The organism is Pseudovibrio sp. Tun.PSC04-5.I4 (assembly GCF_900104145.1).
In the GTDB taxonomy this organism is placed as follows: Bacteria; Pseudomonadota; Alphaproteobacteria; order Rhizobiales; family Stappiaceae; genus Pseudovibrio.
Genome location: NZ_FNLB01000006.1, coordinates 843845 through 856665 on the forward strand (window position 1 = coordinate 843845; position 12821 = coordinate 856665).

Sequence of the window (12821 nt, forward strand, 5' to 3'; positions counted from 1 at the left end):
AATCACCCCGTCCGACATGTATGATCTATGCCTTCAACTCTTGGTGTAGTCTTAGGAGGCAGCTGCCCTCCCAAGCCCAAAATTTCAGCGGTTCTCTGGTTGATCACATCCAACCCGCCCAGATAATTCTCAGAATGAGCATGAGATGGTGGAGAGATAAAGGGGAGATTTGCAAGAGCCTTGACCATTAGGTCTACGCTTGGATAGGCGTCAATCGGAAGCATCTGCACCAATCCGAGCCGCTGGGCTTGTTCTGCACGAATAGCTTGCTCTCGGCGAGGAACAATGCGCGGAACCAGAAGGGCGGGATTATCGAAGGATAAAATTTCACAGAAAGTATTGTAACCGCCCATGCCGACCACCGCAGTCGCTTGTACCATATATGGTTCAAGCTCTGGAGTGAAACGCAGCATCTCCACATCGCGTAAATGGGAAGCTCGCGTAGTGAAAGCATCTACATCCGCTTTGCTCATAAACGGGCCAAGCACAATGAGGGCGGGGAAAAGGGGCCGTAACCGAGCTTCATAAGCACGCATCACCCAATCAACCAGCTCAACGCCGTCACCTCCGCCTCCAGGTGTTACCAACACATAGGGCGCGCCATCAAAGGGAGCGGTGAAATCTTGCGCGGAACTTGGCAAAGTCCGCCGTAGATATCCAGTAAAGAGGGTCTTATCCATTACGGACTGGTCAAACCCTAACCCCTTCAGTGGGTTGCTCATGACTGAAGGTCCGTACACCCAAATTTCGTCATAAAGATCATTGACTGCTGGATAGGCTCGCTTACGCAGCCACTCTTCTTTCAACACCAGAGGATCATCCATTACATCGCGCAGACCTAAAACTAGTTGGGTCTTTTGCCCCTTGAGGTATTGAAGGGTCGGCAACACTTCTCCGCGTAAGCCCAAAGGTTCTTTGTCGACGATGAATATATCCGGCTTAAAGACCTTTGCTGTGTGTTCAATAATGGACGAGCGGATTGCTATGGTTTCATTGATGTCCAATTGAAGCGAGAGGGATGTGTATTCCCCGCTACGCAGTTTTATGACGCCGGGAATTCGGACAAAATCCACTCTGGAGCGAAACTCAAAGCTGCCAATGATGGGAGAGCCGGACAGGATCAGAACGGACATCTCCGCAAAAGAGCCAACCAGTGATTGAGCAATGGTTTGGCACCGTCGCAAGTGGCCCAAGCCAAATGTATCGTGGCTATAGATAAGTATTTTGGGCGAATTCACAGTCATGCGCTTCATGTTCCATCTGCTGCGCACGAACCCATATGCCAGACCCTATAAAAGATGACATTGGTAACCCGCAAATAGCCGCTTATTTGCCATTATGCGCATAACCTCAAACACCACCACCCCATAAAATTTAGGTAATACTGTCGCTTTATGCCGCTTTTTTAAGATCTGAAGCTTAGGGTCCCCTAGCGTCAGTTAAAGCTTAAATCGCATCGCCTCAGTTTGGGTCTGCCCTACCTGAGCCATATCGGAGTGGACATGGAAAAATCACTTTTCCAATTCATCTGGAAGAACTCGGCTCGGTATCAACTGGCGATTCTTCTCGTCACCTTATTGTCCTATCCGGTCAGTTACATCCTGCTGGATCTGCCTAAGACAATTACCAATGAAGCAATTCAAGGCAGTAATTTCCCGGTAGAATTTTTGGGGTACCAGCTCGGGCAAATTCAGTATTTGGCGGTGCTATGTATTTTGTTTTTGGTTCTTGTTGTTGTTAGCAACTGCATCAAACTCTACCTCAACATCTACAAAGGCCGACTGGGTGAACGGATGCTGCGCCAGTTGCGGTTTGAGCTGTTTCAACGCGTACTCCGCTTCCGCCTGCCTCATTTTAAGAAGGTCAGCTCCGGCGAAATCATACCAATGATTACTGCTGAGGTCGAGGACGTTGGTGGTTTTGTGGGTGAGGCGTTTGCTCTACCCGCCTATCAAGGTGGTCTGTTGGTTGTTCAGGTCGGCTTTATCTTCATGCAGGATCCACTTCTGGGGCTTGCCGCCATATCGCTGTATCCTATTCAGGGCTATATCATCCCGAAGCTTCAGCAGAAGGTGGTTCGCCTCTCGCGCCAGCGCGTTAAAAACGTGCGTGTGATAGCCGATAAAGTTGGCGAAACCATTTCTGGTATCTCTGAGATACATAGCAACGATACATCAGCCTGGCATTCTGCTGATCTCTCAGACCGTCTTTATCGCAATTTCCGTATCCGATTTGATATCTATAACCGCAAGTATTTCATTAAGTTCGTTAATAATTTTATGAACCAGCTCACCCCGTTTTTCTTCTACTTCATCGGCGGGTATCTGGTCATCAAAGGGCAGTTGAGTATTGGCGCACTGATTGCGGTCATAGCTGCTTATAAAGATCTGGCTGGCCCCTGGAAAGAACTGCTGCTTTACTACCAGATGACTGCGGATGTCTCAGTCAAATACCAAACGGTCGTTGAAAACTTCGATCCACCAGATCTCTATGAGAAACAACGTCTGCTTGATGATCAAGCACTTGCCTTCACCGGTCCTTTAGACATGGACAACCTCAGTTTTTCGGGCTCAGGCTCAGGACAGGAAATTCATGATGTTTCAATTCGGGTTGAAAAAGGCAAGCCGCTTGCTGTAACCGGTATTGATGGCTCAGGGCGTGCTGAGCTCCTGCAAATGGCAGCTGGTCTTCTCAGTCCGACATCTGGCTCTGTTAGCGTTAACAACTCAAACTTTGAAACTTTGGGAGAAGCAACGCTGGGCCGGCAAATAGCTTATGTCGGTGGGCATTTGCATGTCTGGACCGGGACGATCCGGGACAACTTGTTTTATGGCCTGCGCCATCGCCCGCAAGAAACCATAAAATATACTGGCAGTGAAATTGCCAAACGACAAACGCAACTGAAGGAAGCAGAGCTAACCCTCAGTCCTAGCTATGATCTAAAAGCGCGCTGGGATAATTATGAGCAGGCCAATTCGAGCTCCCTGCAAGAGCTGGAAGCCAAAGCCCTTGAGCTTTGTAAAGTAGCGGGTTTTTCGCGCGATCTGTATCTGCTGGGCGTCGAAACGGTCATTGATCAGCGCCATTTAAAGGAAATTAACGGCGGATTGATGCCCAAATTGGTTGAAGCGCGCAAAGCACTGCGGGAGAGTATTGAAGGCGATCCACGTCTCAAAAACCTGGTTGAGTTCTGGGATCCTGACAAATTCAATCTTTCAGCAAACCTCGCGCAAAACTTGTTTTTCGCAAGTCCCAAAGAGCAGTTCATGACCATTGAACGGGTGCCGCAAGACCCTCAAATACGAAGGTTTTTGAAAGCCACTGGGTTTGACATTCATCTGACAGATATAGGCCTGCAGATCGCAACCACGATGGTCGAATTGTTTGCTGATGTCAGTGCAGATAGTGACTTGCTCAACCGCTATTCTTTCATCAGCCGCGAAGATTTGCCGGAATTTGAACGTATTGTGCAAGATGCGCGAAACAAAAATCACACTAAACGTATCAAGGAGAATGACCGTGACCGTCTGATAGCACTGGCGTTGAAACTGGTCCCGGCAAAACATCGTCTGGGTGTCCTTGATGATGAAATGCAAGATAAGATTGTCGCGGCTCGCGCTCAGTTTATGGAGACAGTTGGAAAGGACAATGCCAGATTTGAGTTCTTTGATCCTGATACCTATTTGACCACTCTCAGCATCGAGGACAATCTTGTGTTTGGACACGCAAGGCTTGACCGCCGGGATGCACGTCAGAAAATACAACAAGTGTTGCAAGATTTAGTGCGCGAGCGGGATCTTATCGTACCTATCCGTCGTGCTGCATTTGATTTCCATGTGGGAGTGGCTGGCGCGAAGTTGTCGTCTCATCAACGTAGATTGGTATGCCTTGTTCGTGCCTTACTTAAAAATGCGTATATTTATGTGCTGGATGAAACTGCAAATAGTTTAAGTGAAACCGATAAGGCCTTGAGAGCTGACTTGCAGGAATTGCTGAGTGACAAAGTCCTGTTGTTTGGTGTCAATAATGAAACAGTGTCTGAGGAGTTTGAAAAAACGCTCCACCTGGAAAATGGGAGGGTTATCGAGAGGTAACCTATGGAACTATGGTGAGACAAAGGCGAATTGGTGTGAGATGTAACACAGTCTGGTGGAGCTCTATCAGGTATGGTCATCAAAGAATTGGGAGGGAAACGTGACAATTGATGCTGAAGTTCAAGCTTTAAGCCGGGTCCCTCTGTTCGCAGGGCTGGAGCCAAGTAAATTGCGCCTTCTGGCCTTCATAAGTGATCGTATGGAGTTTCAGGACGGGGAGCACCTGTGCCGTCAAGGAGACGACGGAGACAGCGCTTTTGTCGTGTTATCTGGAGAGGTTGCTGTGTTTGTTGATGAAAATGAGGTTGCGCGGGTAGGCCAATATGCCATCATAGGTGAAATTGCCATTTTGTGCGATGTGCCAAGAACTGCAACACTACGTTCTGTTGGCACTACTCATATATTGGCAATATCGAAAGATGATTTTCTGAAACTCATTGCAGAATTTCCGAAAGTCTCGCTAGAAATAATGCGTGTTTTGGCGTTGCGTTTGGAAAAAACGACTAGAGAGCTATCACAGGCTCGCCCAGCATCAACGTGAAAGGTTGGAAGACTTGAACGAGTTTTCTCTTAAAATTTGGGGTGTTCGTGGTTCAACAGCTGCTGCTGGTGCCGAAACACTTAGATATGGAGGGGAAACCACCTGTTTCGAAATACGGGCAGGGGATGCTCTTATTATGGTCGACTGTGGTTCCGGCGCCCGTAACCTTGGCCGCAAGATCATGAAAGGTCCCAACCGGGATATTGATCTCTTCTTCACGCACACGCATTTGGACCACATCTGCGGACTTCCTTTTTTTGAGCCCGCCTACGACCCTGATTTCAAAATCACCGCGATGGCAGGTCATTTCAAAGACCCTTGCTGTCTCCAAGAAATTATCTGTCGCATAATGTCTCCCCCGATATTTCCAGTTGGGGCGAATACACTTAGCGCTGTTTCCTTTAAAAGTTTCAAGGCTGGCGACACCCTGACGAAAGACAATGGGTTGATAATCAAAACCGTTGCGCTGAACCATCCGGGCGGCGCTTGCGGTTACCGGATGGAGTTCAATGGAAAGTCCATGTGCATCATCACGGATCACGAAATGGGGAACGCATCCTATGATGATGCTATCCAAGAGTTTATCCAGGATGCAGATGTTGTGATCCAAGACGGGATGTATACCCAAGCTGAATACACTAAGTATCAAGGCTGGGGACATTCCACATGGGAACATGTGGTCGGAATATGCCAGCGCGCCAACGTTAAAACGCCCGTGATTTTTCATCATGATCCACGGCGTACGGATGATGAACTAGATGAAATTGGTCTTGCCGCCCAGCAGATGCATCCACGCGCAATCGTGGCATCGGAAGGGATGGTCTTCAAGCCCTGAATCTTCTGTCACCCGTTCGCTCGTGATTGACCTGATGCAAAGCACGAGCAAACCGACGCCATCAAATAAGTGTGGCGTAATGGGAGACAAGTGGTGGCAGTTGGAAGTGGTCCAGAAAACTCCGATCCTTCAAATAATCGTGGCGCTGATCAAAAGCCTGCCGCGGATTTGAGTAAGAAGTTTCATGGAATCTCGTATGAGGACAAAACAAATCCCACATTATTTCAGCAAATAAAGAATGGTGTGCTTGGCCCCAAAGCCCCAGAGGGTGATCTTCCCCTCAGAGTCCGTAGAGAAATTGATCGGCAAGAAGCGGCATCAGAACGTCTAATAGGAATTGTACAACTCGGCGTCATTCTGTTCTTTGCCTTTTTGTATGCGCTTGCCCCCAGAGCCGAAGGCACTATGGGCTTTAATTTCGTGCCCTATGCCTTTTCGTTCTATCTGGTCTTCACCCTCATTCGCATCTACATTTCGTTCAAAATAACCCTGCCAGTCTGGTATCTCGTTTTGTCCATATTGATGGATGTGTCTTTACTGGTCGGGTTGATTTTCTCGTTCCACATTCAATACGCCCAGCATCCAACGTTTTACCTCAAAGCTCCAACCTTGATGTATTTGTTCCTGTTCATTTCTTTGAGAGCGCTGCGCTTTGATCCAAGATACGTTATTTTGACCGGGGTGTTTGGAGCGTTGGGTTGGCTGGGGCTCGTGTATTACGCATTGATGTATGAAGGGGGCTCAACACGGATCACCCGCAATTACATTGAATATCTGACAAGTGAGGCTGTTCTGATTGGCGCAGAGCTGGATAAGCTCATCATTATCCTATCTGTGACCGCGTTGTTGGCACTGTCGATTTACAGAGCGCGCCGGACATTTTTTGCAGCCATTCGTCAACAGAGTGCAGTAAAGGATCTCAGTCGCTTTTTTACGCCAGAAGTGGCCAATTCCATTGTTGAGTCAGAAAATCGCCTAAGAGCAGGGACGGGTGAAATCCGGGAGGTCGCTATCCTGTTGGTGGATATTCGCTCTTTCACCAAAACGGCTGCACAGTTGCCGCCTGAAACCACAATGCGTGTGCTCAGCCTTTATCAAAAGAAAGCTGCCAAGGCGATACTCGGAGAGGGCGGCAAAATCGATAAGTTCCTCGGAGATGGCATTCTCGCAACGTTCGGGGCCGTTTCAGATAGTGAAAGTTACGCCGCTGATGCGTTGAGAGCCGGAGTGGAGCTTGCTCACATACTGGAAGAAGAAAGCGCGGATCTGGAAGCTGCAGGCTGGCCTATGAAGTTTGAAATCGGGGTTGGTGTTGCGGCAGGCCCGGTCAGCGTTGGCGTGGTTGGAGTTCGGGACCGTCTGGAATTTACTGTCATTGGAGATGCCGTGAACCGTGCAGCAAAGCTGGAAGCGGCCAACAAGGTCCAAAAGACCCGGTTCCTGACAGATGGGGCAACATATTCAATGGCTCTACGACAAGGGTATAAGGGAAACATGCTAGAATTAAAGTCTGAGTGTGTTGCAGGAATCACCGGAAAAGTAGACCTTGTGGCCTTGGCATGAGAATGAGATTTCCCATGCCAACCCGTTGATAAGGCATTGAGCCTCTTTCTAAGTATTTGGCGGGAGCTTTGAAAGACGCGGGACACTCAAATTGAATCGGGATGGGATTCCATGCAACTTAATAGTGATATTGCAGCTGTCGTAACCGGTGGCTCATCTGGTCTTGGCGCTGCCACCGCACGTAAACTGGCGAGCCACGGTGTTAAAGTAACTTTGTTCGATATAAACGAAGAAGCAGGTCAGGCTGTCGCCGACGAAGTGGGCTGTCGCTTTGTGAAAGTGGACGTGACGAGTGATGAAAGCGTAACTGCAGGACTGGATGCCGCTGAAGCAGCGCACGGTCCGGCACGCATTCTCATCAACTGTGCTGGCATTGCGCCAGTTGCAAAAACCACTTCTCGTGGTGAGCCACACCCGATGGACATGTTCCAAAAGGTGATCAACGTGAATCTGGTTGGTACATTCCGTTGTACGACATTTGCAGCAACACGTATGGCAAAGCTTGATCCAATCACGGAAGACGGCGAACGCGGGGTGATTGTATCAACTGCATCCGTTGCAGCGTTTGACGGTCAGATCGGCCAAGTCGCTTATGCAGCGTCTAAAGGCGGCATTGCGGCTCTGACTTTGCCAGTCGCTCGTGATCTTTCAAAGTCTGGCATCCGCGTCATGACAGTCGCGCCTGGTATCTTTGAGACCCCAATGCTGCGCGGTCTGTCTCAGGAAGTTCAGGATTCACTCGGCCAGCAAGTTCCGTTCCCGTCCCGTTTGGGCCGTGGTGATGAATATGCACAACTGGTGGAAGTAATTCTTCAAAACCCAATGCTTAACGGCGAAACCATCCGTTTGGATGGCGCAATCCGCATGGCACCAAAATAATCTGATGCTTCGGCCTGAGGGGTACTTTTATCTCTCAGGCCATTTTTCTGCGTATTTCCAGAACCTACCAGAATGATCTAATCCAAAGGTCGACTAAGTGCTTAGGAAAGCGCTCGTGCGGTGATATCTTACTCCTGCTAGGTTTGCCGGATTGTTTCTGCAATTCTGATTCCTTGAGGCCAGCATGGCGACCTATACAAGTTCAACTCCACAACAGTTTTTTGGGCAATTACCAGAACAGACTGACGTCCTTATTATCGGTGGCGGTGTGATCGGCACCTGCACGGCTTATTGGCTGGCACAAAAAGGTGTGAGTGTCACGTTGTGTGAGAAGGGCCGCGTCGCTGGAGAACAATCCAGTCGCAACTGGGGCTGGATCCGCCAGCAAGGCAGAGATGCTGCCGAATTGCCGATCACCATGGAAAGCAATCGTCTCTGGAAACAGCTCACGGAAGAAACGGGCGAGGATCTTGGCTTCCGTCAGCAGGGCGTCTATTTCCTTGCTGAAAACGAAGAGGAACTCAAAAGCTATGAAGCTTTTCTGGAAATTGCCAAACAACATCAGCTGGATACTGAACTCTTAAGCGCAGAAGAAGTTTATGCGCAAATCCCGGGCCGCAAAGGCAAATGGGTTGGTGGAATGGTCACCCCAAGCGATGGCCGGGCTGAGCCGTGGGTAGCAGTTCCAGCTATTGGCCGTGCTGCGGAGCGCAATGGTGCAACAATTGTTGAAGAGTGTGCCGTCAGAACGTTGGAGTTTGAAGGTGGCAAACTCACCGGAGCTGTCACTGAAAAGGGCACAATCAAAGCTAATAGAGTGTTAATTGCAGCTGGCGCATGGTCCTCACTCTTTGCCCAAAACCTTGGCGTCTCCATGCCGCAACTATGTGTAAGGGCCACTGTAGCTGCAACACAGGTCGCTCCCGACATCTTTAAAGGCGACGCTGCGGATGGCACATTCGCTTTCCGCAAAAGAGAAGATGGTGGCTTCACCCTAGCTGTGAGTGATATTCATGATCACTACATTGGTAAGGACTCGTTCCGTCATCTTGCTAAATGGTTGCCAGCAGTGAAAGCGTCTTTCAAAGGCATTTCCTTTGGGCTGAACCCGCCGAAAAATTATCCGGATTCATGGGCTCATAGGCGTAGTTGGACTGGAGATGAAGTAACACCGTTCGAAAAGTGCCGTGTGCTTAACCCAGCACCAAACCCGCGCGCCATAAAACGTATTCAAGAGCGGCTCTACGACAGATTTCCGCAATTGCGGGGGCTAAAATTTGAGGAAACCTGGGCCGGTATGATTGATGCAATGCCGGATTTTGTACCAATCATGGATGAGGTCCCAACCCAGCAGGGTGTGTTTATCGCAACCGGTTTCTCCGGCCATGGCTTTGGTATAGGACCGGCAGCAGGTCGTATCATGGCGGATATGCTCATGGGTAAACCAGCAGGATATGATCTGACACGATTCAGGTATTCACGCTTCTCGGATGGCTCCAAAATTGAGCTCGGCCCCTTCATTTGATTTCATTGAGTTAGTCTAGTGATCTATACAGATAAAACACCACAGCAGTTCCATGGCGAACAGCCGCAAGAAACAGACGTGCTTATCATCGGTGGCGGCATTATTGGGGTGTGTACCGCGTACTACCTCGCAAAAAAGGGCGTAAACGTCACGCTTTGCGAGAAGGGCCGTGTTGCTGGCGAACAATCCAGCCGTAACTGGGGCTGGATTCGCCAACAAGGACGCGATGAACCAGAGATTCCTCTTTCCATAGAAGCGCGCCGTTTATGGGCGCAGCTCTGCGAAGAAACAGGAGAAGATCTGGGCTATCAAGCAAACGGTGTTTATTATCTGGCTGAAAAACCGGGTGATCTGGAGAGTTTCGAGACGTTTGTAAGCCTTGCTCAAAAATACGAGCTGGATACCTGCATGATCTCACGCGCTCAGGTACATGAGGATATTCAGGGCAAAGCCGGACGTTGGATTGGTGGTATGCACACGGCAAGTGATGGACGCGTCGAACCTGGGCAAGCCACCCTTGGTATCGCCAAAGCAGCCGAACGACTGGGCGCAGTCCTATGTGAGAATAACGCTGTTCGAACCTTGGTAAAAACTGGTGGTAAAATTACTGGCGCCGTTACTGAGCAAGGTGAAATCAAAGCGGCTCAAGTTGTTTTGGCAGGTGGAGCATGGTCCTCCCTGTTCGCATCCAACGCTGGCATTAAGCTGCCTCAGCTTTCCGTGGAGCTGACGGTAGCTGCCACACAAGCAGTGCCAGATATCTGCCCAGCCAACGCATCAGACAACACATTTGCACTTCGTAGACGTCAGGATGGCGGCTACACGGTTGCGCTAAAGAACAACCAAACCCATCATGTCGGTTTGGATTCCTTCAAGTTCTTGCGACAGTGGTTGCCAAATATGGCGGAGAATATGAAAGGCACCAGCGTTAAGCCGGCTGCTCCAAAGCATTATCCAGACCATTGGATGCAAAAGCGCAGCTGGAATGGGGATGAAACCTCTCCTTTTGAGAGAATGCGGGTTCTCAACTCAAAGCCCAACCAGAAAGAGCTGACTGCTCTGACAGCTGCCTTCGCAGATCGTTTCCCGCAATTAAAAGGCACCAAACTCCAAAGTGCGTGGGGCGGATTGATTGATGCTATGCCGGACTTTATGCCGGTGATTGATAAGGCTCCAAAACATGAAAACCTCCACATCGTAACAGGGTTCTCTGGTCATGGTTTTGGCATCGGCCCATCCGTTGGCCGGTTGATGGCAGATGTTCTGACGGGCAAACCTGCAGGTCATGACTTGTCCAGCTTTGCATTTGGTCGCTTTTAAAGTTTATTAGACTTGAGCCGCAAACAACAGACATGAGAGAAATGCTCAAGCTATCCAAAAGAAGAGAGGCGTACCCGTGGGTACTCTTTTCCCCTGCATTGGTGTAAGCTGAAGAAAAGTTGCCAAATTAACTCTTTAAAACTAGTTATGTAGCAACAATTAGATAACGCATATCGCCAGATCGGGGTTTCCAATGCCAAACTATCGTTCGCGCACTTCCACACATGGCCGCAATATGGCAGGCGCTCGCGGCCTGTGGCGGGCAACCGGTGTTAAAGAGGGTGACTTCGGCAAACCAATTATTGCTGTTGTAAATTCATTCACTCAGTTTGTGCCGGGTCATGTGCATTTGAAAGACCTTGGTCAGCTTGTCGCAAGAGAGATCGAGGCGGCAGGCGGTATTGCCAAAGAATTCAATACCATCGCTGTGGATGACGGCATCGCAATGGGGCATGATGGCATGCTCTATTCCTTGCCATCCCGCGAGCTGATTGCTGACTCCGTTGAATACATGGTCAACGCACATTGCGCCGATGCCATGGTGTGCATTTCCAACTGTGACAAGATCACTCCGGGTATGTTGATGGCCTCCCTGCGCCTCAATATCCCAACTGTGTTTGTATCTGGTGGACCTATGGAGGCCGGTAAGGTCGTTCTGGCCAACGGCGAAATGCGCAAGGTTGATCTTGTTGATGCCATGGTTGCTGCTGCTGATGATAACGTCTCCGATAGCGACGTTGAAGCCATCGAGCGCAGCGCTTGCCCGACTTGTGGGTCTTGTTCTGGCATGTTCACAGCCAACTCCATGAACTGCCTGATGGAAGCGCTGGGTCTGGCATTGCCGGGCAATGGTTCTACGCTCGCAACCCATGCCGACCGCAAACGCCTGTTTTTAGAGGCGGGTCATTTGATTGTTGATCTGGCAAAGCGCTACTACGAACAGAATGATGAAAATGTTTTGCCGCGGAACGTTGCCAACTTCAAAGCTTTTGAAAATGCGATGATCATGGATATCGCCATGGGCGGGTCCACCAATACAGTCTTGCATCTGCTGGCAGCAGCGCAGGAAGGTGAAGTGGACTTCACCATGGAAGACATTGATCGTCTTTCCCGCAGTGTTCCTGTTCTGTGTAAGGTTGCGCCATCTGTCGCTAACGTGCATATGGAAGACATCCACCGCGCTGGTGGCATCCTTGGTATTTTAGGCGAACTGGACCGCGCCGGTCTCATCGATACCTCGGCAAAGTCCGTCCATGCAAAAGATCTGGCCGACGCTCTTGAGCGCTGGGATATCAAACGCACAGACAGCAAAAGTGTTCGCGAGTTCTTCTCCGCAGCTCCCGGCGGTGTACCAACACAGGTCGCTTTTTCACAAAGCTCCCGTTATGCCGAGGGCGTGGATGATGACCGCGAAAACGGAGTTATCCGTTCCAAAGAACACGCATTCTCGCTGGATGGCGGTCTGGCTGTTCTTTACGGAAATCTCGCGGAAGATGGCTGTATCGTAAAAACAGCAGGGGTTGATGACAGCGTTCTTAAGTTCTCCGGTCCTGCCCGTATCTTTGAATCTCAGGATTCATCAGTAAGCGCGATCCTCACTGGCAAGGTGAAAGAGGGCGATATCGTTCTCATCCGTTATGAAGGTCCGCGCGGTGGTCCGGGTATGCAAGAAATGCTGTACCCAACCAGCTACCTCAAGTCCAAAGGGCTCGGCAAAGCTTGTGCGCTCATCACAGATGGTCGCTTCTCTGGTGGCTCTTCAGGCCTGTCTATTGGTCACGTCTCCCCAGAAGCAGCAGAAGGTGGCAACATCGGTCTGTTGGAAGAAGGCGACATAATCGACATCGACATTCCAAACCGCAAGATCGAAATCCGCGTGTCTGATGAAGTTCTCGCGACGCGTCGCGCGGCGATGGAAGCCAAAGGCAAAGACGCCTGGAAACCAGTTGAAAAGCGTAAACGCAAGGTCTCCACAGCACTGAAAGCTTATGCCGCGATGACAACCAGCGCAGCAAAAGGCGCGGTTAGGAAAGTCGACTAAGCATTCATTCTGCTATAGAATAC

9 protein-coding genes are annotated in these 12821 nt (G+C 49.9%); 8 read left to right on the forward strand and 1 reads right to left on the reverse strand.

Annotated elements, in window-relative coordinates; all coding sequences use genetic code 11:
• Positions 1-2 precede the first annotated feature (2 nt).
• The gene (locus tag BLS62_RS08940; RefSeq protein ID WP_208990767.1) at positions 3-1244 is read right to left on the reverse strand and encodes a glycosyltransferase family protein; all 1242 of its coding nucleotides are present in this window, start codon (positions 1242-1244) and stop codon (positions 3-5) included.
• Between the two features lie 258 nt (positions 1245-1502).
• Here BLS62_RS08940 and BLS62_RS08945 point away from each other — a divergent pair, with 258 nt between their 5' ends.
• The 8 genes from BLS62_RS08945 (at position 1503) to ilvD (ending at position 12798) form a co-directional block, all read left to right on the forward strand.
• Positions 1503-4094: an ABC transporter ATP-binding protein/permease gene (locus BLS62_RS08945; protein WP_093179566.1), complete on the forward strand. Its 2592-nt coding sequence runs from the start codon at positions 1503-1505 to the stop codon at positions 4092-4094.
• A gap of 100 nt (positions 4095-4194) precedes the next feature.
• On the forward strand, positions 4195-4635 hold the full coding sequence (locus tag BLS62_RS08950) for a cyclic nucleotide-binding domain-containing protein (protein ID WP_208990768.1): 441 nt from the start codon (positions 4195-4197) through the stop codon (positions 4633-4635).
• A gap of 13 nt (positions 4636-4648) precedes the next feature.
• The gene (locus BLS62_RS08955) at positions 4649-5470 is read left to right on the forward strand and encodes an MBL fold metallo-hydrolase (RefSeq protein ID WP_093188665.1); all 822 of its coding nucleotides are present in this window, start codon (positions 4649-4651) and stop codon (positions 5468-5470) included.
• A 93-nt stretch (positions 5471-5563) separates the two neighbouring features.
• Complete coding sequence (locus BLS62_RS08960) at positions 5564-7033, forward strand: adenylate/guanylate cyclase domain-containing protein (RefSeq protein ID WP_093179569.1); 1470 nt, start codon at positions 5564-5566, stop codon at positions 7031-7033.
• Positions 7034-7144: 111 nt separating this feature from the next.
• Positions 7145-7912 (forward strand): 3-hydroxyacyl-CoA dehydrogenase, encoded by a 768-nt coding sequence (locus BLS62_RS08965; protein WP_093179572.1) that lies wholly within the window; start codon positions 7145-7147, stop codon positions 7910-7912.
• 184 nt (positions 7913-8096) lie between these two features.
• On the forward strand, positions 8097-9437 hold the full coding sequence (locus tag BLS62_RS08970) for an NAD(P)/FAD-dependent oxidoreductase (RefSeq protein ID WP_093179575.1): 1341 nt from the start codon (positions 8097-8099) through the stop codon (positions 9435-9437).
• Between the two features lie 18 nt (positions 9438-9455).
• Positions 9456-10757 (forward strand): NAD(P)/FAD-dependent oxidoreductase, encoded by a 1302-nt coding sequence (locus BLS62_RS08975; RefSeq protein ID WP_093179578.1) that lies wholly within the window; start codon positions 9456-9458, stop codon positions 10755-10757.
• Between the two features lie 193 nt (positions 10758-10950).
• Positions 10951-12798, forward strand: coding sequence for a dihydroxy-acid dehydratase (gene ilvD / locus BLS62_RS08980; RefSeq protein ID WP_093179581.1), 1848 nt, complete (start codon positions 10951-10953; stop codon positions 12796-12798).
• Positions 12799-12821: the final 23 nt, after the last annotated feature.

Excerpts from the sequence above, each read along its gene's own strand:
- BLS62_RS08940 (WP_208990767.1), bottom strand. The coding sequence starts at position 1,244 with ATGACTGTGAATTCGCCCAAAATACTTATCTATAGCCACGATACATTT.
- BLS62_RS08945 (WP_093179566.1), top strand. The coding sequence starts at position 1,503 with ATGGAAAAATCACTTTTCCAATTCATCTGGAAGAACTCGGCTCGGTAT.
- BLS62_RS08965 (WP_093179572.1), top strand. The coding sequence starts at position 7,145 with ATGCAACTTAATAGTGATATTGCAGCTGTCGTAACCGGTGGCTCATCT.
- BLS62_RS08970 (WP_093179575.1), top strand. The coding sequence starts at position 8,097 with ATGGCGACCTATACAAGTTCAACTCCACAACAGTTTTTTGGGCAATTA.
- ilvD (WP_093179581.1), top strand. The coding sequence starts at position 10,951 with ATGCCAAACTATCGTTCGCGCACTTCCACACATGGCCGCAATATGGCA.